Annotated in this window: 21 protein-coding genes and 2 tRNA genes; 11 read left to right on the forward strand and 12 right to left on the reverse strand. The window is 71.6% G+C overall.

The annotated features are described in order from the left end of the window. Positions 1-9: 9 nt before the first annotated feature. The 4 genes from ACLJWH_RS16760 to ACLJWH_RS16775 all read right to left on the reverse strand — a co-directional run bounded on the left by ACLJWH_RS16760 (position 10) and on the right by ACLJWH_RS16775 (position 3,405). Complete coding sequence (locus tag ACLJWH_RS16760; protein ID WP_052855756.1) at positions 10-684, reverse strand: ATP-dependent Clp protease proteolytic subunit; 675 nt, start codon at positions 682-684, stop codon at positions 10-12. A 68-nt stretch (positions 685-752) separates the two neighbouring features. Continuing rightward, entirely contained in the window at positions 753-1,355 is a 603-nt protein-coding gene (locus ACLJWH_RS16765) for an ATP-dependent Clp protease proteolytic subunit (protein ID WP_411142605.1), read from the reverse strand. 287 nt (positions 1,356-1,642) lie between these two features. After that, entirely contained in the window at positions 1,643-3,040 is a 1,398-nt protein-coding gene (gene tig / locus ACLJWH_RS16770) for a trigger factor (RefSeq protein ID WP_411142497.1), read from the reverse strand. A gap of 288 nt (positions 3,041-3,328) precedes the next feature. Continuing rightward, positions 3,329-3,405, reverse strand: a tRNA-Pro gene (locus tag ACLJWH_RS16775). A 214-nt stretch (positions 3,406-3,619) separates the two neighbouring features. Here ACLJWH_RS16775 and ACLJWH_RS16780 point away from each other — a divergent pair. Together ACLJWH_RS16780 and ACLJWH_RS16785 are read left to right on the forward strand one after the other, a co-directional pair. Further along, a tRNA-Gly gene (locus ACLJWH_RS16780) sits at positions 3,620-3,690 on the forward strand. Between the two features lie 122 nt (positions 3,691-3,812). Continuing rightward, positions 3,813-4,193, forward strand: coding sequence for an arsenate reductase family protein (locus ACLJWH_RS16785; RefSeq protein WP_411142498.1), 381 nt, complete (start codon positions 3,813-3,815; stop codon positions 4,191-4,193). Here ACLJWH_RS16785 and ACLJWH_RS16790 read toward each other — a convergent pair. Further along, positions 4,190-4,384, reverse strand: a complete 195-nt coding sequence (locus tag ACLJWH_RS16790; RefSeq protein WP_052855760.1) for a hypothetical protein — start codon at positions 4,382-4,384, stop codon at positions 4,190-4,192. The genes ACLJWH_RS16785 and ACLJWH_RS16790 overlap by 4 nt on opposite strands. A 529-nt stretch (positions 4,385-4,913) precedes the next feature. Here ACLJWH_RS16790 and ACLJWH_RS16795 point away from each other — a divergent pair. Further along, positions 4,914-6,122 carry a cation:proton antiporter gene (locus tag ACLJWH_RS16795; RefSeq protein ID WP_411142499.1) on the forward strand — a complete coding sequence of 403 codons (1,209 nt, stop codon included), beginning with the start codon at positions 4,914-4,916 and terminating at the stop codon, positions 6,120-6,122. Positions 6,123-6,209: 87 nt separating this feature from the next. Here the strand turns inward: ACLJWH_RS16795 and ACLJWH_RS16800 are convergent, their stop codons facing one another. Beyond that, positions 6,210-7,355, reverse strand: a complete 1,146-nt coding sequence (locus ACLJWH_RS16800; RefSeq protein ID WP_052855762.1) for a PP2C family protein-serine/threonine phosphatase — start codon at positions 7,353-7,355, stop codon at positions 6,210-6,212. A 128-nt stretch (positions 7,356-7,483) separates the two neighbouring features. Here ACLJWH_RS16800 and ACLJWH_RS16805 point away from each other — a divergent pair, with 128 nt between their 5' ends. Further along, positions 7,484-8,713: a GNAT family N-acetyltransferase gene (locus tag ACLJWH_RS16805; protein ID WP_411142500.1), complete on the forward strand. Its 1,230-nt coding sequence runs from the start codon at positions 7,484-7,486 to the stop codon at positions 8,711-8,713. A 46-nt stretch (positions 8,714-8,759) separates the two neighbouring features. Here ACLJWH_RS16805 and ACLJWH_RS16810 read toward each other — a convergent pair whose 3' ends face one another. Together ACLJWH_RS16810 and ACLJWH_RS16815 are read right to left on the reverse strand one after the other, a co-directional pair. Next, entirely contained in the window at positions 8,760-9,587 is an 828-nt protein-coding gene (locus ACLJWH_RS16810; protein ID WP_411142501.1) for an Fpg/Nei family DNA glycosylase, read from the reverse strand. A 69-nt stretch (positions 9,588-9,656) separates the two neighbouring features. Further along, entirely contained in the window at positions 9,657-10,142 is a 486-nt protein-coding gene (locus tag ACLJWH_RS16815; protein ID WP_411142502.1) for a ribose-5-phosphate isomerase, read from the reverse strand. A gap of 159 nt (positions 10,143-10,301) precedes the next feature. Here ACLJWH_RS16815 and ACLJWH_RS16820 point away from each other — a divergent pair, with 159 nt between their 5' ends. Beyond that, entirely contained in the window at positions 10,302-11,771 is a 1,470-nt protein-coding gene (locus tag ACLJWH_RS16820; protein ID WP_411142503.1) for an amino acid permease, read from the forward strand. A 93-nt stretch (positions 11,772-11,864) separates the two neighbouring features. Here ACLJWH_RS16820 and ACLJWH_RS16825 read toward each other — a convergent pair whose 3' ends face one another. Further along, the gene (locus ACLJWH_RS16825) at positions 11,865-12,461 is read right to left on the reverse strand and encodes a biotin transporter BioY (protein ID WP_411142504.1); all 597 of its coding nucleotides are present in this window, start codon (positions 12,459-12,461) and stop codon (positions 11,865-11,867) included. A 310-nt stretch (positions 12,462-12,771) separates the two neighbouring features. On the opposite strand from ACLJWH_RS16825, the gene ACLJWH_RS16830 reads away from it, so the two are divergent. The 3 genes from ACLJWH_RS16830 to ACLJWH_RS16840 all read left to right on the forward strand — a co-directional run bounded on the left by ACLJWH_RS16830 (position 12,772) and on the right by ACLJWH_RS16840 (position 16,736). Beyond that, on the forward strand, positions 12,772-14,184 hold the full coding sequence (locus tag ACLJWH_RS16830; RefSeq protein WP_411142505.1) for an amino acid permease: 1,413 nt from the start codon (positions 12,772-12,774) through the stop codon (positions 14,182-14,184). A 285-nt stretch (positions 14,185-14,469) separates the two neighbouring features. Next, positions 14,470-15,912 (forward strand): amino acid permease, encoded by a 1,443-nt coding sequence (locus ACLJWH_RS16835; RefSeq protein ID WP_411142506.1) that lies wholly within the window; start codon positions 14,470-14,472, stop codon positions 15,910-15,912. Positions 15,913-16,094: 182 nt separating this feature from the next. Next, positions 16,095-16,736, forward strand: coding sequence for a superoxide dismutase (locus ACLJWH_RS16840; protein ID WP_094795015.1), 642 nt, complete (start codon positions 16,095-16,097; stop codon positions 16,734-16,736). A 131-nt stretch (positions 16,737-16,867) separates the two neighbouring features. On the opposite strand, the gene ACLJWH_RS16845 is transcribed toward ACLJWH_RS16840, so the two are convergent. Next, positions 16,868-17,530 (reverse strand): DsbA family protein, encoded by a 663-nt coding sequence (locus tag ACLJWH_RS16845; RefSeq protein ID WP_411142507.1) that lies wholly within the window; start codon positions 17,528-17,530, stop codon positions 16,868-16,870. Between the two features lie 103 nt (positions 17,531-17,633). On the opposite strand from ACLJWH_RS16845, the gene pepN reads away from it, so the two are divergent. Both pepN and ACLJWH_RS16855 read left to right on the forward strand, forming a co-directional pair. Next, positions 17,634-20,237 carry an aminopeptidase N gene (gene pepN / locus ACLJWH_RS16850; RefSeq protein WP_411142508.1) on the forward strand — a complete coding sequence of 868 codons (2,604 nt, stop codon included), beginning with the start codon at positions 17,634-17,636 and terminating at the stop codon, positions 20,235-20,237. 121 nt (positions 20,238-20,358) lie between these two features. Beyond that, positions 20,359-21,381, forward strand: a complete 1,023-nt coding sequence (locus ACLJWH_RS16855; RefSeq protein WP_411142509.1) for a hypothetical protein — start codon at positions 20,359-20,361, stop codon at positions 21,379-21,381. 58 nt (positions 21,382-21,439) lie between these two features. On the opposite strand, the gene ACLJWH_RS16860 is transcribed toward ACLJWH_RS16855, so the two are convergent. Next, on the reverse strand, positions 21,440-22,387 hold the full coding sequence (locus ACLJWH_RS16860) for a pyridoxamine 5'-phosphate oxidase family protein (protein ID WP_411142510.1): 948 nt from the start codon (positions 22,385-22,387) through the stop codon (positions 21,440-21,442). Positions 22,388-22,574: 187 nt separating this feature from the next. Here ACLJWH_RS16860 and ACLJWH_RS16865 point away from each other — a divergent pair, with 187 nt between their 5' ends. Then, on the forward strand, positions 22,575-23,606 hold the full coding sequence (locus tag ACLJWH_RS16865) for an aspartate-semialdehyde dehydrogenase (protein WP_411142511.1): 1,032 nt from the start codon (positions 22,575-22,577) through the stop codon (positions 23,604-23,606). A 107-nt stretch (positions 23,607-23,713) separates the two neighbouring features. On the opposite strand, the gene ACLJWH_RS16870 is transcribed toward ACLJWH_RS16865, so the two are convergent. Then, a complete protein-coding gene (locus ACLJWH_RS16870; protein ID WP_411142512.1) occupies positions 23,714-24,274 on the reverse strand; it encodes a DUF1203 domain-containing protein in 561 nt (186 codons plus the stop codon). Between the last annotated feature and the right edge of the window lie 29 nt (positions 24,275-24,303).

Below are 24,303 nucleotides of genomic sequence, written 5' to 3' on the forward strand. Positions count from 1 at the left end.
AGACCGCGATCAGACCGACGCGGTCGTCTTCCGCGTCGAGACGATCTGGTCGACCAGACCGTACGCCAAGGACTCCTCCGCGGTCAGGATCTTGTCGCGCTCGATGTCGTCCCGGATCTTCTCGATCGGCGTGGAGGAGTGCTTGGCCAGCAGGTCCTCCAGCTGCGAACGCATCCGCAGGATCTCGTTCGCGGCGATCTCCAGGTCGGAGACCTGGCCGCGGCCGGTCTCACTGTACGGCTGGTGGATCAGTACCCGGGCGTTCGGCAGCGCCATCCGCTTGCCGGGGGTGCCGGCCGCGAGCAGCACGGCCGCGGCGGAGGCCGCCTGGCCCATGCAGACCGTCTGGATGTCGGGCTTCACGAACTGCATCGTGTCGTAGATCGCGGTGAGCGCCGTGAAGGAGCCACCGGGCGAGTTGATGTAGATCGAGATGTCCCGGTCCGGGTCCATCGACTCCAGGCACAGCAGCTGCGCCATGACGTCGTTGGCCGAGGCGTCGTCGATCTGCACGCCGAGGAAGATCACCCGCTCCTCGAAGAGCTTCGCGTACGGGTCGTACTCGCGGACGCCCTGCGAGGTGCGCTCGACGAAGCGCGGAACGATGTAGCGGGACTCGGCCCGAGGACCGGAAAACTCGGACACGGGGCCCGCGTTCAGGCCGCTGCCGGGGAAGTTGTTCATCGTGGTGTTCACCGTCCTGGTGGCGATCAAGTGGGCTGGGCTCGGCTGTGGGGCGATTGGTGCGGGGCTCAGGCCCCGGTGCCGCCCCCGCCCGGAACGCCTGCGGCGGAGGTCATGACGTCGTCGATGAGGCCGTACTCCTTCGCCTCGTCGGCGGAGAACCAGCGGTCGCGGTCGGAGTCGTGGGTGATGCGCTCGACGGTCTGGCCGGTGTGGAAGGCGGTCAGCTCGGCCATCCGCTTCTTGGTGTGCAGCAGCCGCTCGGCGTGGATCTTGATGTCCGTCGCGGAGCCGGCCAGACCGGCGGAGGGCTGGTGGATGAGGATCTCCGCGTTGGGCAGCGCGAAGCGCTTGCCCGGGGTGCCGGCGCTCAGCAGGAACTGCCCCATCGAGGCGGCGAGGCCCATGGCGATCGTCACCACGTCGTTCTTGATGTACTGCATGGTGTCGTAGATCGCCAAGCCGGCCGAGATCGAGCCGCCCGGGGAGTTGATGTAGAGGAAGATGTCCTTGTCCGGGTCCGCGGCGAGGAGAAGCAGCTGCGCGGTGATCTTGTTGGCGATGTCGTCGTCGACCTGCTGGCCGAGGAAGATGATCCGCTCGCCGAGCAGCCGGTTGTAGACCTGGTCGCCGAGGCCACCGGAGGTCGGCTCAGCGGCGGCGGAAGGCATCGGGATCGTCACGTGTCCACCTGCTCGTTGTCGGACGGTTCGAGACCGTCTCAGCGTCGTCTGCCGGGGCGTGGGGAGCGCGCCGTGCGAGTGCCCCCGGCGCGGTTTCAGGGACTCCCCTGCCCTCGTATCTACGGACCCTAACGCGCAGGTCGGACAACGCCATCCCGCATTGAGAACTGTTCGCTGTGAGCGCAGGCTCACCGGGCCGGGATGCGATACGGGCCCGAACACGCGGACGTGCGCGTTCGGGCCCGTACTCAGGGAAGGGGTGCGGCGGCCTGGGTTCAGGCGCCGGTCTTCTCCTCGGCCTTGGCCTCGTCGGTGCCCTCGGCGGCGGCGACCACGGACTCGGCGGTCTCCTCCGCCTCCTCCTCGTCGTCCAGCTCGATGAGCTCACCGTTGCTGTCCTTGACCGTGGCGGCCTCGACGACCACCGCGAGCGCCTTGCCGCGGGCGACCTCGCCGACGAGCATCGGCACCTGGCCGCCCTCGACGACGGCCTGCGCGAACTGGTCGGGGGACATGCCGGAGGACTGCGCGCGGCGCATGAGGTGCTCGGTGAGCTCCTCCTGGCTGACGTTCAGCTTCTCCTTGTTGACCAGCTCGTCCAGGATGAACTGGGTCTTGATGCCCTTCTCGGCCTGCTCCTTGGTCTCGGCGTCGAACTCTTCCTCGGACTTGCCCTGGATCTCCAGGTACTTCGCGAGGTCGAGGCCCATCTGGCCGAGCTGGTGGTGCTCCAGGTTGTGCTTGCGGGTCTGGATCTCGTCCGCGAGCAGCTTCTCGGGGAGCGGCACCTCGACGAGCTTGAGCAGCTCGTCCAGGACCTTCTCCTGCGCCTGGGTGGCCTGGTCGTACTTCTTCATCTGCTCAAGGCGCTTGGCGCTGTCGGCCTTGAGCTCGTCGAGGGTGTCGAACTCGCTCGCCAGCTGCGCGAAGTCGTCGTCCAGCGCGGGCAGTTCACGGGCCGCGACGGCGGTGACGTCGACCTTGACCTCGGCCTCCTTACCCTGGGCGGAGCCGCCCTTGAGCTCGGAGGTGAAGGTGGCGCTGCCGCCGGCCTCCAGGCCCTTGACGGCCTCGTCGATGCCGTCGAGGAGCTCACCGGAGCCGATGGTGTAGCTGACGCCCTGGGCGACGCCGTCCGGCAGGACCTCGCCGTCCACCTTGGCCTCGAGGTCCAGCGTCAGGACGTCGCCGTCCTGGGCGGCGCGCTCGACCGGGGAGGTCGAGGCGAAGCGCTCACGCAGCTGCTCGACGGACTTGTCGATGTCCTCGTCCGACACCGTCACGGCGTCGACCTCGACCTCGATGCCGGAGTAGTCCGGGATCTCCAGGACGGGGCGGATGTCGACCTCGGCGGTGAAGGCCAGCAGCTCGCCGTCCTTCAGCTCGGTGATGTCGACCTCGGGCTGGCCGAGGACGTTCAGCTCACCCTCGTTGACCGCCTCGGTGTAGAACTTCGGGAGCGCGTCGTTGACGGCCTCCTCCAGCACGGCGCCACGGCCGAACCGCTGGTCGATGACGCGGGCCGGGATCTTGCCCTTGCGGAAGCCCTTCACCGTGACCTGCTGGTTGATCTTCTTGTACGCCGCGTCGAGGCTGTCCTTGAGCTCCTCGAAGGGCACCTCGACAGTGAGCCGAACCCGGGTCGGGTTCAGGGTCTCCACGGCGCTCTTCACGGTTCGGTCTCCTTGGGGCTGACTTCTGGGGTTCTGCTTGAGATCTTCCGATACCTGATGTTTCAGGCCCCGGCCGATCGCGCCCGGTACAGAGACACACGGGCACGCAGCTTGCATAGTAACCGCAAGGACGAGGACGCCCACAATGCGACCTCGGCCTGCCGCTCCCCCGCTGCCGCCGTCCACGGCGGAACGCGGCCGTCGCCGCCCCGGGCGGGACTACGGGTTCATGAGATGCATGAGATGGCTGCCGCCGGAACACTGCCGGGGCACTGCCGGAGGTACTGCTGGTCGGGGTGGCCGGATTCGAACCGACGACCTTCCGCTCCCAAAGCGGACGCGCTACCAAGCTGCGCCACACCCCGTCGGTGCGACACGTAGGGTACATGGCCGCAGGCCGTGCGACTGCCAGCTGTCCGGGCACCGCCGGCCGGGGCTCCGGCGGGAACTCCGCGACCGCTCGGGCGCGGCGGCCGCCGGGCGGTGCTGTGCGGTTCCGGCCGCGACTCCGGTGTGCGGCGGACCGCCACGACCCGCTACGATGCACTGCGTGCCGAGGTCCTGTGACCGGTGGCGCTCGCGGGCGTAGCTCAATGGTAGAGCCCCAGTCTTCCAAACTGGCTACGCGGGTTCGATTCCCGTCGCCCGCTCATCGAAGGAAAACCCCAGGTCACGGCCTGGGGTTTTCTGCGTTGCGGGGGTGTCGCCGGCCGCGGCCGGGCTTCTTCGGCCCACGTCCACCCCGAAGCGCGGGCCACTAGGGTGTCCGGTCATGGAGATCTGGCTCAATCCCGCGTGTTCCAAGTGCCGTTCGGCCGTGCAGATCCTCGACGCGGGGGACGCGCAGTACACCGTGCGCAGATATCTGGAGGACCCGCCGACCGCGCCGGAGCTGCGGGACGTGCTGGCGCGGCTGGGGCTGGAGCCGTGGGACATCACCCGGCTCCAGGAGGCCGAGGCGGCGGAGCTGGGGCTCGGGGAGTGGGAGCGCACCGGCGCCGCGCGTGAGCGGTGGATCGCGGCGCTGGCGGCACATCCCCGGCTGATCCAGCGGCCGATCATCACGGCTGATGACGGATCGGCGCTGGTGGCCCGCAGCGAGGAGGCCGTACGCGAGGCGATGGCCCGCGAGGACGGCGCCGGGCCCGCCTAGAAGGTGATGTGGTTGATGGTGTCCGCGATGGAGGTGAGGAATTTATTGATCGAGGGCGCCACTCCGCTGGAGGCGAGGAAGAAGCCGAAGAGAATGGCGACCAGCGCGGGGCCCGCCTTGATCGACTTCCCGCGGATCAGCACGATCAGCACGATTCCCAACAGCAGCACCACTGACAGCGAAAGAGCCACAACTGATCACACCCCTGGTCGGAACGCCTCACCGGCCTTGGGAGCGTGCAGCCGTGCACACCCCCGCTGTCCCCATCGTGCCACCAACTCGCTGCCCAGTGCAGGCGAGTGACGAATCATCGGCCAAGGCTTTGCTCGATTCGCCTCCGCGAAGGCTGTGCGGGGCACCCGGAGGCCGGGCCGTTGACGATGGGCGGGCGGCGGACGGCACCCTGAGCGCGGGAGCATCACGACCCGTCCGGCGCCGGCAATTCGGCCGGATCATTTCGCTGCGAGTGGCCGATAAGTGATGCGGTACGGGGCGCGCCCCGCCGCGCAGTGCGCGATGGCGAATGCGCCTTTCGTGACATCCCGAACTCCGGCCCCCGACACCGGACACCCTCCCGGCGGGGACCCTTCAGTGCACCCGGAAAGTCGTTTGGTAAACTAATTACTGACGCATTCTTGACTCCCCCTTGACCGTCTATCTGTTTTGCCGTACGGCCGCACCGTTGGAGGAGCTATCGGACACGCTCAGACTCTCATCGCCATGGGCGGGGCCTTTCTGGCCGCCGCCGTGCTCGCCCGGATCGGCGGCCGGATCGGGCTGCCGACGATCCCCCTGTTCATCCTGGCCGGGATCCTGCTCGGCCCGAACACCCCCGGCATCGTGCTGGTCGCCGACCCGCACGACCTGGAAATGCTCTCCCTGCTGGGCCTGGTCCTGCTGCTCTTCTACCTCGGCCTCGAATTCCATGTGGACGACCTCAAAGAAGGCGGCCGCCGGATGGCGCTGGCCGGCGGCGCGTATCTGGCGCTGAACGTCGGCGCGGGTCTCGGCTTCGGCTTCCTGCTCGGCTGGGGCACGTCCGAGGCGCTGGTGCTCGCCGGGGTGCTCGGTATCTCGTCGTCCGCGATCGTCACCAAGGTCCTGGTGGACACGGGGCGGCTCGGCAACCCCGAGACCAAGCCGATCCTCGGCATCATCGTCGTCGAGGACATCTTCCTGGCGCTCTACCTGGCCGCGCTGCAACCGGTGATCTCCGGTGCCGACTCGCTCGGCTCGGCCGCGCTGGACGCGGGCAAAGCCTTCGGCTTCCTGCTGCTGCTCGCGGCGGCCGCCCGCTGGGGCACCAGGGTCATCGGCAAGCTCATCGCCACCAAGGACAACGAACTCCTGGTGATTTCCTTCCTCGGCGCCGCGGTACTGGTCGCCGGGGTCTCCGAATGGTTCGGCGTCGCGGATGCCATCGGCGCGTTCATGGTCGGTCTGATGCTGGGCAGTACGAGTTCCGGTGAGCGGATCCGCGCACTGGTGCACCCGCTGCGGGACGCGTTCGGGGCGATCTTCTTCTTCGCCTTCGGGCTCTCCATCGACCCCGGTGACCTGCCCACGGTCCTGTGGCCGGTGCTGATCGCGGTCGCGCTGACGCTGCTGATGAACGTGTTCGCGGGGCTGGTCGCCGCCCGGATCTACGCCTTCGGGCGGGGCCCGGCCGCGAATATCGCCACCGCGCTGCTCGCCCGTGGCGAGTTCGCGCTGATCCTGGCGACGATGGCGGCGAGCGCCGGACTCGACGAGCGGCTCTCCCCGTTCATCGCGGGCTATGTCCTGATTCTCGCCGTGCTCGGCCCGTTGGCCGCCGGCCGCTCGGGCCTGCTGGCGCGCGTTCTGCCGGGCCGGGGCGCGGACGGCGGCGGGCCGGACGGCGGTCCGACGGGCACGTCGGGGCGCACACCGCTCGCGGTGGGGCACTGACGGAGACTCAGGGAGCCGGGCGGGGCGGCGCGGTGCCGTCCCGCCCGGAAGCCCGCCCCGGCCGGCGCTCTCCGGGGATCTCGGCCGTCACCCGTCGCGGCAGATCAGCAGCAGCGCCCGGTCGTCGTTGACGTCCTTGGCGACGGCCTCGATCAGATGCCAGGCGGCGCCCGCGAAGCCGCCGGCGACATAGCGGTCGGCCTCACCGGTCAGCCGGTCGATGCCCTCCGCGATATCGCGGTCGGCGGCCTCCACCAGACCGTCGGTGAACAGCATCAGGACGTCGCCGGACCGCAGCGTGCCCTTGACCGGGTCGAACTGGGCGCCGTCGTAGACCCCGAGCAGCGGCCCCTCCCCCGACTTCTCCTCCCAGCGGCCGGTGCCCGCGCTGAGCTGGAGGGCCGGCAGATGGCCGGCCGAGAGGAGTTCGTAGTCGCCGGACTCCAGGTCGAGGACGAGATGGATGGAGGTCGCGAACCCCTCGTCCCAGTCCTGGCGCAGCAGATAGCCGTTGGCCGCGGGCAGGAAGCCGTGCGGCGGCAACGAGCCCACCAGACCGCCGAACGCGCCGGACAGCAGCAGGGCGCGGGAGGCCGCGTCCATCCCCTTGCCGGAGACATCGGTCAGCACGACTTCGAGGATGTTGCCGCCCTGGGTGCGCGAGGCCACCACGAAGTCGCCGGAGAAGGACTGTCCGCCGGCCGGCCGCAGCGCCATCTCGTGGTGCCAGCCCGCGGGCAGTTTGGGCAGCTTGCTCTGCACCCGGATCCGCTCGCGCAGGTCGAAGAGCATGGTGCCGCCGCGCCGCCAGGGCACCCCGACCCGGCTGCGGAACTGCGCGATCAGCAGCCCGAAGAGCCCGACCGCGGCGACGACCAGGACCGTGCCCGGGGTGATCCGGTCCGGTCCCTCGTCGTACGGGCCGAGCAGCGCGGCCTCGACGATCAGCGCGCCCGCGGAGGTGCCGTACAGAGTGAGGAGGTTGGCGGGCCGCAGCAGCAGTCCGCCGGCGACGACCGGCAGGACCAGGGCGGTCGGTGCGATCCAGTCGGGGCGCCAGAGCGTACCGGCGGCGATGGCGGGAATGGACAGCAGGAGAGCGGCCAGCGCGATCCAGTCGGAGCCGTCGCCGCGGAAGTAGTCGACCCCGGCTTTGCGCACACCGATGCGGGCCCGGTGTGCAGCCTTGTGCAGCCGGGCCGTCAGGGGTTCCGCTCCTGGACCGCTTGCCATCGCTCTGGGACCTTATCCACCCGTTCGGCGGTGCGTCGATTCGCCGCACGTCGCCCCGGCGCAATTGCCGGGAAATCCCGTTCGAAATCCGGTCGCGCGGCCGGAGAGCGCTTTGCTAGGGATGACCCATGACGACAGAGTTGCGACAGTTGCGTCCCGCCGAATGGGACATGTGGTACGGAAAACTTGAGCTGGCGTTCGGCGGACCCGGCGAACCGCCCGAGGAACGCGACATCTGGCGGGACCTCACGGAGACCGAGCGCTCGCTCGGGGTCTGGGACGGCGCGGACTGCGTCGGCACGGCCGGGGCCTTCTCCTTCGGGCTGACGGTGCCGGGCGGCGCCGAGGTGCCGGCGGCCGGCGTCACGATGGTCAGCGTGCAGCCGACGCACCGCAGGCGCGGGGTGCTGCGGTCGATGATGCGGCACCAGCTGGCGGACGTCCGCGAGCGGGGCGAGGCGCTGGCGGTGCTGACCGCCTCGGAGCCGGCGATCTACGGGCGGTTCGGCTACGGCGCGGCCACCCAGGACATGCGGGTGACGGTCGACACACTGCGGCTGGCGCCCCCGGAGCTGCCGGGCGTGGACGGCGTACGGCTGCGGCTGGTGGACCCGGCCGACGGGCTGGCGGAGTGCGAGCGGGTCTACGCCCGGCTGGTGCCGGCCCGTCCCGGGATGCTCGCGCGGCGGCCCGGCTGGGAGCGGCTGGCCACACTCGACCCGAAGAGCGAACGCAACGGCGCCGGGGAGTTGCAGTGCGTGCTGGCCGAGGTGGACGGCGAGGTGCGGGGTTACGCGCGCTACGCGGTCAAGCCGGAGTGGGACCACTCGGGGCCGTGCGGGACGGTGCAGGTCCGGCACGTCGAGGCGCTGGACCCGGTGGTGTACGCGGCGCTGTGGCGCTATCTGTTCGGGATCGACCTGACGTCGTCGGTGACGGTGCCCAACCGGCCGGTGGACGATCCGCTGCTGCACCTGGTGGCGGACATGCGGCGCTGCCGGATCGGGATCCGGGAGTCGCTGTTCGTACGGCTGGTGGACGTGGGCGAGGCGCTGGCGGCGCGGACGTACCAGACGCCGGTGGACGTGGTGCTGGATGTCACGGACCCGTTCTGTCCGTGGAACGAGGGGCGCTGGCGGCTGACCGGCGACGAGAAGGGCGCGGTCTGTTCGCGGACCACGGACGCGGCCGATCTGGCGCTGTCCGTACGGGAGTTGGGCAGCGTCTATCTGGGCGGGTTCTCGCTCGTCGCGCTGGCGGCGGCGGGCCGGGTGCGGGAGCTGCGGCCCGGCGCGCCGACCGCGGCGTCGGTGGCGTTCGGCTCCGGCGCCGCGCCGTGGCTGCCGCACGGCTTCTAGCCGTTCCGGGCGGCGTCCGGACGTCCGGGCGCCGCCGCGCGCCGGTTCAGGTCCCGGCGCCGCCCGCCGCCGGCTGGCACCCCGGGCACCAGAAGAGGTTGCGGGCGGCGAGACCGGCGGTGCGGATCTCGTCGCCACAGATGTGGCAGCGCTGCCGGGCGCGGCGGTAGACGTACACCTCGCCGCCGTGGTCGTCGACCCGCGGCGGGCGGCCCATCGCCTCCGGCAGGTGCTCGGGGCGGACGGTGTCGATGCGGTTGTGGCGGACGCCCTCGCGCATCAGGGCGGCCAGGTCGGCCCAGACGGCGTCCCATTCGGCGCGGGTGAGGTCGCGGCCGGCGCGGTAGGGGTCGATGCCGTGCCGGAAGAGGACCTCGGCGCGGTAGACGTTGCCCACACCCGCGATGATCTTCTGGTCGAGCAGCAGCGCCGCGATGGCCGTACGGCTGCGCGCGATGCGCCGCCAGGCGCGCTCGCCGTCGTCCCCGGGGCGCAGCGGGTCGGGGCCGAGCCGGTCGTGTATCGCCTGCTTCTCGGCGTCGGTGATCAGCGCGCAGGTGGTGGGGCCGCGCAGATCAGCGTAGCCGCGGGGGCCGGCCAGGCGCAGCCGGACGGTGTCGGTGGGCGGCGGGGCGGGGGCGTCACCGAAGCCGAGCTTGCCGAACAGGCCGAGGTGGATATGGACCCAGCGGCCCGGTCCGAAGCCGAGGAAGAGGTGTTTGCCGTGCGCCTCGGCGGTGTCCATGGCCTGGCCGTCGATGAGCGCCGCGCCGTCCGCGAACTTCCCCTGCGGGCTGCCGGCCCGGACCGGTGTGCCCTCGAAGCGGGCCCGGTGGTCCAGCGCGAGGCGGTGGATGGTATGCCCCTCGGGCACGGTGTGTCCTCCAGTGGGCGCGCCCGCCCCGGCGGGCGGGGCGGGCGGGCGGCGACGGCTGCGGGCGGATCAGCCCTGCGGGTGGTGGGCGGGGACGGCGGGGAGCTCACCGGTGGTCTCGTACGCGGTGAGCATGTCGATGCGGCGCGTGTGGCGCTCCTCACCGGAGTACGGGGTGGTGAGGAAAATCTCGACGAACCTCGTCGCCTCCTCCTGCGTGTGCATCCGGCCGCCGACCGAGATGACGTTGGCGTCGTTGTGCTCGCGGCCGAGCCTGGCGGTCTCCTCGCTCCAGGCCAGCGCGGCCCGGACGCCCTTGACCTTGTTGGCGGCGATCTGCTCGCCGTTGCCGGAGCCGCCGATGACGATGCCGAGGCTGTCCGGGTCGGCGGCGGTCTTCTCCGCGGCGCGCAGGCAGAACGGGGGGTAGTCGTCCTGGGCGTCGTAGAGGTGCGGACCGCAGTCGACGGGCTCGTGGCCGTGGGCCTTGAGCCACTCGACGAGGTGATTCTTGAGGTCGAATCCTGCATGGTCGGAGCCGAGATACACGCGCATGGTCATGAGTGTGGCACGACGATTCACGGGTAGGCGCCGCTGGGTCTGCACGCAACGCAGCGTGACGAATACGACCCGGATCCGGGTCTTCCGTAATGGCCGCCGACAACGTCTAATGCGGGGACCCGTACACCGCGAACCACCAGAAGGACGGTGCTCATGGGCGCGCACCCGCCTACTACGACAGCCGCATCCGCCGCCGGGCCATCGGCCGGCGGACCGACCGGAGGCCAGCCGCAGGACGGGCTCCAGGCAGGACTCAAGAACCGTCATCTGTCGATGATCGCCATCGGCGGGGTGATCGGCGCCGGTCTCTTCGTCGGCTCCGGCGCCGGTATCTCGGCCGCCGGGCCCGGCATTCTGCTCTCCTACGCGCTGACCGGGCTGCTGGTCGTCCTGGTGATGCGGATGCTGGGCGAGATGGCCGCGGCCTCCCCCACCTCCGGGTCGTTCTCCGCGTACGCGGACCGGGCGCTGGGCCGCTGGGCGGGCTTCACGATCGGCTGGCTGTACTGGTTCTTCTGGTCGGTCGTGCTGGCCGTGGAGGCGACCGCCGCCGCCTCGATCCTCACCGGCTGGGTCCCGGCCGTCCCGCAGTGGGCCTGGGCGCTGCTGGTGATGATCGTGCTGACCGGTACCAACCTCGTCTCGGTCGGCTCGTTCGGCGAGTTCGAGTTCTGGTTCGCCGGGATCAAGGTCGTCGCGATCGTCGTCTTCATCGTGGTCGGCGCACTGGCGATCTTCGGGCTGCCGCCGGGGCACGAGGCGGTGGGGCTGACGAATCTGACCGGGCAGGGCGGGTTCCTGCCGAACGGGCCGGGCGCGATCCTCTCCGGCATGCTGCTGGTGGTCTTCTCGTTCATGGGCAGCGAGATCGTGACGCTGGCGGCGAGCGAGTCGGCGAACCCGGTGCAGGCGGTGCGGAAGGCCGTCAACAGCGTCATCTGGCGGATCGCGATCTTCTACATCGGGTCGATCGCGGTGATCGTGACGCTGCTGCCGTGGAACGACCCGTCGGTGGTCAAGAGCCCGTACGTGGCCGTGCTGGAGTCGCTGAAGATTCCGTACGCGGGCACGGTCATGGACATCGTGGTGCTGACCGCGGTGCTGTCCTGTCTGAACTCCGGGCTCTACACGGCCTCCCGGATGGCGTTCTCGCTCGGCGAGCGCGGCGATGCGCCCAAGTCGTTCACGAAGCTCAACAAGGGCGGGGTGCCGGCGGTCGCGATCTGGGCCTCGGTCGCCTTCGGCTTCATCGCGACGATCTTCAGCTACACCTCGAAGGACACCGTCTTCCAGTTCCTGCTGAACTCCTCCGGTGCGGTGGCGCTGTTCGTGTGGCTGGTGATCTGCTTCTCGCAGCTGCGGATGCGCCGGATCATCATGCGGGAGATGCCGGAGCGGCTGACGGTGCGGATGTGGCTGTACCCGTGGCTGACGTACGCGACGATCGCGCTGATCGTCTTCGTCGTCGGCTACATGTTCTACAACCCGGACGGGCGCGAGCAGATGGTGCTGTCGGTGGTCGCGGCCGTGGTGGTGCTGGCGGTCGGGCTGATCCTGGACCGGCGGCGGCCGCGGGAGCGGTCCGAGGGCGAGGCCGAGGCCGAGGCCGTCAAGGACGCGTGACGCCGGACGGCTCGAAGAGTCGCCGGACGGCAGTACAGAGGGCGGGGACCGCACCGGAATGGTGCGGTCCCCGCCCTCTGTGCTGCCGGGTGCTCAGCCGCGGCGGCCGGCCAGCTTCCAGGCGGTGGGCAGCGCGCCCATCGCCAGCGCCGCCTTGAGGGCGTCGCCGAGCAGGAACGGGACGAGGCCGGCGGCGAGCGCCTGGCCGAAGGACATCCCGGTGCTCAGCGCGAGGTAGGGGACGCCGACGGCGTAGATCAGGGTCGTGCCCGCGGCCATCGTGCCGGCCGTGCGCAGGGCGCCGCGGTCGCCGCCGCGGCGGGCCAGCGCGCCCACGGCGGTGGCGGCGAGCAGCATGCCCAGGACGTAGCCGAAGGTGGCGCCGCCCGCGCCCGAGGCGCCGCCCGCGAACCACGGCACACCCGCCATGCCCACCAGGGCGTACAGCGCGAGGGAGAGCAGACCGCGGCCGGCGCCGAGCGAGGCGCCGACCAGCAGGGCGGCGAAGGTCTGGCCGGTGACCGGGACCGGGGAGCCGGGGACCGGGACGGCGATCTGGGCCGAGACGCCGGTGAGCGCGGCACCGCCGAGGACCAGCGCGGCGTCGCGGACGCGGGCACGGGAGGCGGTGGCGGCCGGCAGCAGATCGGCGAGGACCGCACCGGGACGGGGGAAGGCGGCAGTGCTCATCGGTACTCCGCGAGGTGAGAGAGGGGTCCGGGACAGGACGGGACGCGTCGACGTTAGTCCAGCGGGCCGCCGGCGATCATCGTGTGGCGGTGACAAAGCCGCACCGGCCCGCTTGGAGACTTCCGAACAACGGCCGGGGTTCCGGGCCCCGCCGGGGTGGCGGGCGCCCGCGCGGGTCGCGTGACGCTCATCACGCCGGAAACCTGGGCGCGGAGCATGTTTTGTGGTAGCCGACGGCTTGCGGGGAAACTGTCGGGGCCCCGCGGAGACCTGTGGAGTCCCCACCACCCCTTGGGAGAGTTACCAGCCCATGCATGACGCACCGCCCCCTGCCGGGCAGTCCCCGCTCGGTGCCGGCGCCGGCGAGCGAGAGCCGCTGTCCGCGGGGCTCAAGCAGCGCCATCTGACCATGCTCGGCCTGGGCGGGGTGATCGGCGCGGGGCTGTTCGTGGGCTCCGGCGCGGGGATCGCGGTGGCCGGTCCGGGCATCGTGCTGTCGTATCTGATCGCGGGCGTGCTGGCCATGCTGGTGATGCGGATGCTGGGCGAGATGTCGTCGGCGATGCCGGCGTCCGGCGCGTTCTCGGTGCACGCGGAGCGGGCGCTGGGCCGCTGGGCGGGCTTCAGCGTCGGCTGGCTGTACTGGTTCCTGCTGGTCGTGGTGCTCGCCGTGGAGGCCACCGGCGCGGCCCAGATCGCGAACGGCTGGCTGCCGGCGGTCCCGCAGTGGGGCTGGGTGCTGATCTTCATGATCGTCTTTACGGTCGCCAACCTGGCCGCGGTGAAGAACTTCGGTGAGTTCGAGTTCTGGTTCGCGACGCTGAAGGTCACCGCGATCGTGCTGTTCCTCGTCCTGAGCCTGCTCGCCATCTTCGGGGTGCTGCCGGAGACCGAGCCGGTGGGCCTGGCGAACCTCACCGGGCAGGGCGGTCTGCTGCCGCACGGCTGGTCCGGTGTCGTCTCCGGTGTGCTGGCGGTGGTCTTCGCGTTCGGCGGCCTGGAGGTCGTCACCATCGCCGCGGCCGAGTCCGACGATCCGGTGCGCGCGGTGGGCCGGGCGGTGCGCAGCGCGGTGTGGCGCATCCTCTTCTTCTACGTCGGCTCGATGCTGGTGATCGTGACGCTGCTGCCGTGGTCGTCGATGGAGCCCGGCAAGAGCCCGTACGTCGCCGTGCTGGACAGCATCGGGGTGCCGGGCGCCGGGCAGATCATGAACATCGTGGTCTTCGTGGCACTGCTCTCCGCGCTGAACGCCAATCTCTACGGCTCGTCGCGGATGGTGTTCTCGCTGGCCGAACGGGGCGAGGCGCCGCGCGCGCTGCTGACGGTGTCCCGCGGCGGGGTGCCGCGCCGGGCCGTCCTGGCCTCGGTCGCCTTCGGGTTCGTCTCGGTGCTGCTGAACCTCGAATGGCCGGACTCGGTCTTCCTCTATCTGCTCAACGCGGTCGGCGCGGTGCTGCTGTTCGTCTGGGGCCTGATCGCCGTCTCCCAGCTGCGGCTGCGTCCGCGTATCGAACGCGAGGCACCGCAGACGCTGACCCTGCGGATGTGGGCCTACCCCTATCTGACCTGGGCGGCGCTGATCGCGATGGCCGCCGTCCTGGTGCTGATGCTGACGGACGCCACGGCCCGCCCGCAGCTGCTGTGGTCGGCCGGTGCCACCGCCATGGTGCTGCTGGTCGCGGGCGTCCGCGAGCTGCGGATGCGCCGGGCCCGCGGCTGAGGCACGGCGCACCGCGCGGCGCGGCCGATGACGGAGCGGGCACGCTCGGTGACGGTCTCGTCTGGATATCGAACATTCGATGCACGCCTGTTGCCCTGAGCGGACGGTGGCACCCAGACTGAGCGCGCTTCACGGAGGCCCGGAGTTGTGCCGTCGGCAGCCCCTGCGCGACCCGCTGTCCCGGCCCGGGGTCCGGGGGGCCGCACCACGCCGTCGCGCCGGTCGCGGCCCCGGGAGAACGCTGTATCGCCCCGCTCCGCTCTCACCTACTGGGACAGGTACGACATGAAACGGATACCCACGTCCGCCGCGCCCGAGCACGGGCCGGCCGGCGCGGTCCAGGGCGCCGGCCAGGACGGCGGCCCCACGCTGTCCAACGGCCTCAAGCAGCGCCACCTTTCGATGATCGCGCTGGGCGGGGTGATCGGCGCGGGCCTGTTCGTCGGCTCCCGCGAGGGCATCGCGGCCGCGGGCCCCTCGATCGTGCTGGCGTACGCGGTATCCGGCGGCCTCGTCATGCTCGTGATGCGGATGCTCGGCGAGATGGCCGCGGCCAACCCGTCCTCCGGCTCCTTCTCGGTGCACGCCGAGCGCTCGATCGGCTCCTGGGCCGGTTTCACCGCGGGCTGGATGTTCACCGCGCAGCTGTGTGTGGCGGTGGCCGTCGAGGCGCTCGGCGCCGGGGGCATCGTGGCCGGCTGGTTCCCGGGCACCGAGACCTGGATGTGGGTCCTGCTGTTCATGGTGATCTTCTGCGGGGTGAACCTGGCGGCGGTCGGCAACTTCGGCGAGTTCGAGTTCTGGTTCGCCGCGCTGAAGGTCGCCGCCATCGGCATCTTCCTGGTCCTGGGCGTGCTCGCCATCTTCGGTCTGCTCCCCGGCACCGCGGCGCCGGGTGCCACGCATCTCACCGGTGACGGCGGCTTCCTGCCCAAGGGGGTCGACGGCCTGACGATCGGTCTGCTGGCCTCGGTCTTCGCGTACGGCGGTCTGGAGACGGTGACCATCGCGGCCGCCGAGTCCAAGGACCCGGTCCGCGGTGTGGCCCGTGCGGTGCGCACCGCGATGTGGCGGATCGCCGTCTTCTACGTCGGCTCGATGGCGGTCATCGTCACCGTCATCCCCTGGAACAACCCCTCGATCGCCAAGAGCGGCCCGTACGTCGCGGTCCTGGACTACCTCCGCATCCCGGCGGCCGGCCAGATCATGAACGTCGTCATCCTGGTGGCCCTGCTGTCCGCGCTGAACGCCAATCTCTACGGCGCGTCCCGGATGGCGTTCTCGCTGACCTCCCGCGGCCAGGGCCCGGGGTTCCTCGCCAAGGTCAGCGGCGGGGTGCCGCGCCGTGCGGTGGTGCTCTGCTCCGCCTTCGGCTTCCTCGCGGTCCTCTTCAGCATCTGGTGGCCCACCACGGTCTTCCAGTACCTGCTGAACATGGTCGGCGCGGCCATCCTGGTGGTGTGGGGGCTGATCGCCGTGGCGCAGCTGCGGATGCGGCGGCAGCTGGAGCGCGAGGCGCCCGAGAAGCTCGTCGTCAAGATGTGGGCCTTCCCGTTCCTGACCTGGGTGGCGCTGGCCGGTGTCGGCGTGGTGCTGGTGCTGATGCTGCGGGACGACAACCAGCGCATCCAGCTGCTCTTCACCGCCGGGTTCACGGCGGTGCTGGCGGTCATCGGGCTCGTCCGGCAGCGGGCGCTGCACCGGGCCCCGCAGCCGCCCGGGGCATAGCCGTACGGCACGACCACACCGCCCGGCACACGGCGGGGCGGGACCTCCGACCGAGGTCCCGCCCCGCCTCCTTCTTTGGGACCAGTCGGGTGCCCGCAACCGGCCGGTGCGGGGTCCTGCTGGTAGCTTTCTCTTGCACATCAGTTGCAATAAGAAGTCGTAAGCAGTTGGAGAGGCTCGGCATGGCCACCTACACACTTCCGGAACTTCCGTACGACTACTCGGCGCTGGCCCCGGTCATCAGCCCCGAGATCATCGAGCTGCACCACGACAAGCACCACGCGGCGTATGTGAAGGGCGCGAACGACACCCTGGAGCAGCTCGCCGAGGCCCGCGACAAGGACCAGTGGGGCAACATCAACGGCCTGGAGAAGAACCTCGCGTTCCACCTCTCCGGCCACATCCTGCACAGCATCTACTGGCACAACATGACCGGTGACGGCGGCGGCGAGCCGCTGGAGAAGGACGGCGTCGGCGAGCTGGCGGACGCGATCGCGGAGAGCTTCGGCTCGTACGCCAAGTTCAAGACCCAGCTGACCAAGGCGGCCGCCACCACGCAGGGCTCCGGCTGGGGCGTGCTGGCCTTCGAGCCGGTCACCGGCCGCCTGATCGTCGAGCAGATCTACGACCACCAGGGCAACGTCGGCCAGGGCTCCGTGCCGATCCTGGTCTTCGACGCGTGGGAGCACGCGTTCTACCTCCAGTACAAGAACCAGAAGGTCGACTTCATCGAGGCCATGTGGCAGGTCGTCAACTGGCAGGACGTCGCCAAGCGGTACACGTCCGCCAAGGAGCGCGCCAACACCCTGCTGCTGGCGCCGTGACGGTGCCGTCCGCACGTCCTGCCTCGTGATCGTCTTCTCACCCTTCACCTGGCAGGCGGTACAACGGCAAGGCCCCACGAGGACGTGACTCGTGGGGCCTTGCCCATGGCGGGGCCGGGTGCCCGCGGGGCTCAGTCGAAGACCGGCTCGGCGGTCCGCGTCCGCTTGATCTCGTAGAAGCCCGGGATGGAGGCGACCATCAGGGTGCCGTCCCAGAGCTTGGCGGCCTCCTCGCCCTTGGGGGCGGGGGTGACGACCGGGCCGAAGAAGGCGATCCGTCCGCCGTCGGCACCGGGCACGGCGATGACGGGCGTGCCGACCTCCTCGCCGACCAGGTCGATGCCCTCCTTGTGGGAGGCCCGCAGCTGCTTGTCGTAGGTGTCCGCGTCCCAGGCGTCGGCCAGTTCCACGGGGAGACCGGCCGCCGCGAGGGCGTCCCGGACGGTCGCGGGGTCGCGGTCGCGGCCCTGGTTGTGGAAGCGGGTGCCGATCTCGGTGTAGAGGCGGCCGAGCACCTCGCTGCCGTGCTCCTGTTCGGCGGCGATGCACACCCGTACCACGCCCCAGGCGGTCCGCTGCCGCTCGCGGTAGCGCTCGGGCAGCTCGTCCAGCCGGTTCTCGTTGAGCACCGCCAGGCTCATGACGTGCCAGCGCACCGTCACCGGGCGGACCTTCTCCACCTCCAGCATCCAGCGGGATGTCATCCAGGCCCAGGGGCACAGCGGGTCGAACCAGAAGTCTGCCGGGGTCGCCCCGGCCGACGGCACGGGGCGGGTCTTCGCGGTCTCGGACACGGGGTCTCCTCGTGAGAGCTGCTCGGTGGAACCTTCAACAGTCGGCCGTCGTGCCATGATTCCTCGTGTTCGATATTCGAGACGAGGACGAGGGAGTCACGGCGTGCCAGGTGAGAATCTGTCCCGGGACGAGGCCCGCGAGCGGGGCCGACTGCTGAGCGTTGACGGGTACGACGTGGCGCTGGACGTCCGCTCGGCCGTGGCGCGCGGCGAGGCCGCCGGGACGTTCCGCTCGCGGACCACCATCCGCTTCCGCTGCGCCGAGCCGGGCGCCACGACATTCGCGGACCTGCTCGCACCGGCCGTCACCGCCGTCACGCTCAACGGCCGTGAGCTGGACCCCGGTGCGGTCTTCGACGGCTCCCGGATCGCGCTGGACCAGCTCGCCGCCGACAACACCCTCGTCGTCGACGCGCAGTGCGCCTACAGCCGTACGGGCGAGGGACTGCACCGGTTCGTCGACCCCGAGGACGGCGAGGTCTATCTCTACACGCAGTACGAACCCGCCGATGCCCGCCGGGTCTTCGCCAATTTCGAGCAGCCCGATCTGAAGGCGCCGTTCACCTTCGAGGTGACCGCGCCCGAGGGCTGGACGGTGCTCAGCAACGGCGCCCAGGAGGGGCCGGCCGAGGACGGGCGGCACCGGTTCGCGACGACGCGGCCGATCTCGACGTACATCACGGCCGTCGTCGCCGGTCCGTACCACTACGTCCGCGACAGCTACCGCCGCACCCTTGCGGACGGGACGGAGCTGGAGATCCCGCTGGGCGCGCTCTGCCGCAAGGGGCTGGCCAGGCACTTCGACCCGGACGACATCTTCACCGTCACCAAGCAGGGCCTGGACTTCTTCCACGACAACTTCGACTACCCCTACCCCTTCGGGAAGTACGACCAGGCGTTCGTGCCGGAGTACAACATCGGCGCGATGGAGAACCCGGGCTGTGTCACCTTCCGGGAGGAGTTCGTCTTCCGCGGCAAGGTGACCCAGGCGTCGTACGAGTCCCGGGCGAACGTCATCCTGCACGAGATGGCACACATGTGGTTCGGCGACCTGGTCACCATGGAGTGGTGGGACGACCTGTGGCTCAAGGAGTCGTTCGCGGACTTCATGGGCGCCTTCTCGCAGGTGGAGTCGACCCGGTTCGACAACGCCTGGATCACCTTCGCCAACCGCCGCAAGGCGTGGGCCTACCGCGCCGACCAGCTGCCCTCCACCCACCCGGTCACCGCCGACATCCGTGACCTGGAGGACGCCAAGCTCAACTTCGACGGCATCACGTACGCCAAGGGCGCCTCGGTCCTCAAGCAGCTGGTGGCGTACGTGGGGCGGGAGGCGTTCCTGGAGGGCGCGCGGCGCTACTTCAAGCGGCACGCCTACGGCAACACCCGGCTCACCGACCTGCTGTCGGTGCTGGAGGAGACCTCCGGGCGGGACATGGCGGCCTGGTCGCGCGCCTGGCTGGAGACCGCCGGTGTCAACACCCTGACCCCGCAGGCCACTTACGACGCCCAGGACCGGATCACCGAGCTGAGCGTCCTCCAGGAGGCCGCGCCCACGCATCCGCAGCTGCGCCCGCACCGGGTCGCGGTGGGGCTCTACCGGCGCCAGGAGATCTCGGCCGCGCACCCGGACGGCGGGCTGGAGCGGTACGCGCGCGCGGAGGTGGACGTCTCGGGGCCGCGTACGGCCGTGACCGAACTGGCCGGTGCCGAGCGGCCCGACCTGATCCTGGTCAACGACGAGGACCTGACGTACTGCAAGATCCGCTTCGACGAGGGCTCGCTGGCCACGCTGCGCGACGGGCTCGGCGAGATCACCGACCCGCTGGCCCGCGCGCTGTGCTGGTCCGCGGTGTGGGGCCTGACCCGCGACGGTCTGATGCCGGCCCGCGACTACCTGGAGCTGGTGCTGCGGTTCGCCGGGCGGGAGACCGACATCGGCGTCCTCCAGTCGGTGCACACACAGGCCCGTACGGCGCTGGAGCTCTACGCCGCGCCGGCACACCGCGAAAGCGCCGCCCGCGCCCTGGCCGAGGGCGCGCTGCGCGAGCTGCGGCTGTCCGGGCCGGGCAGCGGCCATCAGCTCGCCTGGGCCCGCCACTTCGCCTCGGTCGCCTCGACCGACGCCGACTTCCAGCTGCTCACGGGACTGCTGGACGGTACGGCGAAGATCGACGGCCTGGAGGTGGACCAGGAGCTGCGCTGGACGCTGCTGGAGCCGCTGGCCTCGCACGGCGTCGCGGACGCGGCCGTCCTCGACGCCGAACTGGCCCGCGACGACACCGCGTCCGGCAAGCGCCACCAGGTGCGCTGCCTGGCCGCCCGGCCGTCGGCCGAGGTCAAGGAGCGGGCCTGGGCGGACGTCGTGGAGTCCGACGCGCTCTCCAACGCCCTGGTGGAGGCGACGATCAGCGGCTTCGCGCAGTTCGGGCAGCGCGAGCTGCTGGCCCCGTACGCACCGCGCTACTTCGCCTTCCTCGAACAGGCGTGGCAGGAGCGGTCCATCGAGATCGCGATGGCCATGGTGCGCGGGCTGTTCCCGTCCTGGCAGGTGACGCGGGAGACGCTGGACGCCGCGGACGCCTGGCTGGCGGGGCACCCGCAGGCGGCGCCCGCGCTGCGCCGGCTGGTCGCCGAGGAGCGGGACGATCTGGCGCGGGCACTGCGCGCGCAGGCGTGCGACGAGGCGGCCGAGCCGCCGCGCTGACCCGCACCGGCCGCCCCCGTCGGCAGCCGAACGCCCGTACTTCAGAACGGTGTTGTCCTGTTTGTGGCACGGGTCGGTAACAGCGGTTAGGGGGCGGCGCAGGGGCGGGAATGGCCGTGGCATGAACCACGACACCCCGCTCTCGCCGCGCCCCCTCCGCCACCTCTCCGACGTCCGGCACCGGGTGCTGACCGCGCGTCAGCTGCGCGAGCGCGGCGTCCCGGCGGCGGAGACCGCCGAACGGTGCCGGCCGGGCGGCGGCTGGCAACAGGTGCTGCCGGGCGTCTATCTGCTGCACACGGGGCCGCCCACCAGCGAGGAACGGCTGCACGCCGCCCTGCGGTACGCCGCCCACCGCGGCCCGGCGGTGCCCCGGCAGGGCGACGCGGCGCCCGGCACGCCGGAGGCGATGATCACCGGTCTCGCGGCGCTCGCCCTGTACGGCTTCACGACCGCTCCCCCGCTGCTCGCCCTGGACCGGATCGAGGTACTGGTCGGGCCCACCCGGCGACTGCGCCCGGCCGGCTTCGCGGGGATCGTCCGGGCCCAGGAGCTGCCCGAACCCCAGGAGGTCACCGGAGTGCCGGCCGCACCGGTCGCACGGGCGCTGGCGGACGCCGTCGGCGGGCTCGCCGACGCCTCGGTGGTACGCCGGCTGCTGACCGAGGCGGTACGCGACGGCGACTGCGAGGCGGCCGCGGTGGTACGGGAGCTGGGCCGCGCGCGGCTGCTGACCCGGCCGCCGGTGGCGGACGCGGTGGACACCCTGCTGGCCGCGGGCCGGGCGCTGGACGAGCAGCGGCTGTACGCGATGGTGCGGGCGCACGGGCTGCCCGAACCGCTCTGGAACGTCGAGCTGCGGCTGCCGGGCGGACCGCAGCTGGGCGGCGTGGACGCCTTCTGGCCGGGGCACTCGGTGGCCCTGGAGATCGACGGCCGGGCGCCGCACCCGGAGGAGGACTCGCCCCACGGGCCGTTCGACGGCAAGCGCGCGCACCTGGAGCGGCTGGGCATCACGCTCGTCCGGTGTGTGCCGCGCGCCCTGTGCGAGGCGCCGCAGCGGCAGGCGGAGGTGGTCCGCGCGGCGCTGACGGCGGCGCTGGAGCGGGAGCCGGGCGCCTATGTGGTGGTGCTGCCGCGGTAGGCGGGCGGCGGCCCGGGGGAAGCTCGTCCGCGGCCGGCCGCCGGGCCGCGGCAGTGGCTCAGCAGTCCGGCGTGACCGGCGGGTTCGCGGGCGACGGCACCGGCTCGGACCACCGCAGCGGGCTGCCGCCGCGGGTCGCCAGCACCGTCTCGACGTCGAAGTCGACGACGCGGCGCGCGCCCGGGAGGGCCGCGGCGCGCCCGGCGGACCAGTCCACCCGCGCCCGGCCGCCGATCCGCAGCAGATCGCCGGTGGTCCAGTCGACGAAGAGCAGCCCGGCCGCCGGGCGCAGGGCCAGATTCCCCAGCGTGGCGAACATCGCGTTGCCCGGGTAGTCGGGCCAGCTGAGCCGGGTCGGCGAGGTGGCGCGGACGAAGCCGGGCCGGCCGCCGCGGTGCCCGGCGTCGGCGGCGCCGGCCGGGTCGGCGGTGGCGATGAAGAAGGTGTCGGCGGCCTCGACCATGCGCCGCTGGGCGTCGGTCAGCGCGGCAGCGCGGACCGTCCGGTCACCGCCCTCCCCGGCCGGCGCCACCGCCCGCAGGGTCCGCTGCTGGAGGTGTTTCGGGCAGTTGGCGAAGACCTGGCCGGTGTCGATCGCCAGACCGCGCGGGGTGGCGCGGGCCGTGCCGTTGAGCCGCAGCCGGCGCCGGGTGCGCGGGTCCAGCGCGAGGGTGCCCAGCGGTGCGGGCCCGGCGGTGAGGAACGCGGCGAGCGGATCGTCCCCGGCCGGCCGGGCCGCGACGGACAGGGTGTGCGGGCCGGTCGCGCGCAGGAACCCGGGCGGGCCGGTCAGCAGCGAGCTCCACAGCCGCCCGTCGCCGTCCGCCGCGGCGATCACCAGCATCGGTTGCAGACCGAGGAAGGCGGCCGCGATATCGCCGAGGCCGGTGCCGATGGTGCGCCCGATGTGCTCGGCGCGCACCGTCTCCCCCGCCCGCCGCTGTACGGCCCGCTCCCCCGCGTGGTACGGCGTGCCCGCCACCGGACCGTCCCCGTCCGCCGTCATGTCTCCCCCGTCCCCCGCCGTCCGGTGTACGGGACGACGGTACCCGCCGCCGGCCGGCCGGTGGCGGGTCCGGCGCCACGGAGCGGAACGGATTGGACAAGGCGGCGGGGTGCACACACATGATGGGGTCGCTACTGAGCAGGTGTTCCCAGCAGACACCGATATCAGGTGAGGAAGAAGGAGCCCCATGAGGATCGGAATCGTCGGAGCCACCGGCCAGGTCGGCAGCGTGATGCGGAGCATTCTGACCGAGCGGAATTTCCCGGTCGAGCAGCTGCGCCTGTTCGCTTCGGCCCGGTCTGCCGGACGGACACTGCCCTGGCAGGACACCGAGATCACCGTCGAGGACGCGGCCACCGCCGACTACTCCGCCCTGGACATCGTGCTCTTCTCCGCGGGCGGTGCGACGTCGAAGGTGCTGGCGCCCAAGGTCGCCGCCGCCGGTCCCGTCGTGATCGACAACTCCTCGGCCTGGCGCCGCGACCCCGAGGTCCCGCTCGTCGTCTCCGAGGTCAACCCGCAGGCCATCACGGACCGGCCCAAGGGCATCATCGCCAACCCGAACTGCACGACCATGGCCGCGATGCCGGTGCTGCGCCCGCTGCACGACGAGGCCGGGCTGCTCTCGCTGGTCGTCGCCACCTACCAGGCGGTGTCCGGCAGCGGTCTCGCCGGGGTGGCGGAGCTGGACGGGCAGGTCCGCAAGGCCGTCGAGCAGGACGCCACGAAGCTGACGCACGACGGTGCGGCGGTGGATTTCCCGGCGCCGGACACCTACGTCCGCCCGATCGCCTTCAACGTGCTGCCGATGGCGGGCTCGATCGTCGACGACGGTCTGCACGAGACCGACGAGGAGCAGAAGCTCCGCAACGAGAGCCGCAAGATCCTGGAGATCCCGGAGCTGAAGGTGTCGGGCACCTGTGTGCGGGTGCCGGTCTTCACCGGTCACTCGCTCCAGATCAACGCGCGCTTCGCCCGCCCGATCAGCGTGGCGCGCGCCCAGCAGCTGCTGGGCGGCGCCCCCGGCGTCGCACTCTCCGACGTCCCGACGCCGCTCCAGGCCGCCGGCCAGGACGCCTCCTTCGTCGGCCGCATCCGCGCGGACGAGACCGTCGACAACGGCCTGGCCCTGTTCGTCTCCAACGACAACCTCCGCAAGGGCGCGGCGCTGAACGCCGTCCAGATCGCGGAGCTGGTCGCCGCGGAGCTGCGCGGCTGATCCGTACGACGGGTGGGGCGGGGGCCGTACGGTGCGTACGGCCCCCGCCGTCATGTCCGGGCCGGCGCCCCCGCCGCCGTCGGATCCCGGCCCCGGCCGGGGCCCGCTCAGGCCCTCCCCGGCGCTCCGTCCCCGCCGGCCGCTCCGTCCTCGCGGCGCACCTCGAACTGGAAGCAGCCGTACTCCAGGGCCCGTACGTGCACCAGGGCCACCTCCGGGTCGGTGAACGCCTCGTCGAAGGCCCGGTCGAAACCGGCCTCGGCGTCCTCGGGGATCTCGAAGAGCCGGCCGCCGACGATCTGCCCTTCGCTGTTGTAGCGGCGCAGCGTGCGCAGCGCGCCCGCCCGTGCGAAGGGGTACCCGGGCGCCGGGCCGGCCGGCCCGCCGCACTCCCCGGCGTGGAGGAACACCGGCCCCTGCTCGTCGTACGCCCCCGGCGCGGCCCCGGTCACGGCGGCCCAGCGGCGCAGCGGCGCGTACGAGACGAGCGCGATCCGCTCACCGGCCCGGACGGGCCGCAGACAGCAGCGCAGCGGACTGCCGACACAGGACATCGGCACCCCGTCCTCGCGTGCGGTGAACGGCACCGTCTGCCGTCCGGCGTCGTCCCGCTCCCGGAGTTCCCGGTGTGCCCTGGCCCCGATGGAACGGGGTGAATATCTGGTCATGCCCCGAGCATCGGCGCTCCCCCCGTCCC

It is taken from the genome of Streptomyces sp. x-80 (assembly GCF_046549095.1).
Taxonomy (GTDB): domain Bacteria; phylum Actinomycetota; class Actinomycetes; order Streptomycetales; family Streptomycetaceae; genus Streptomyces; species Streptomyces celluloflavus.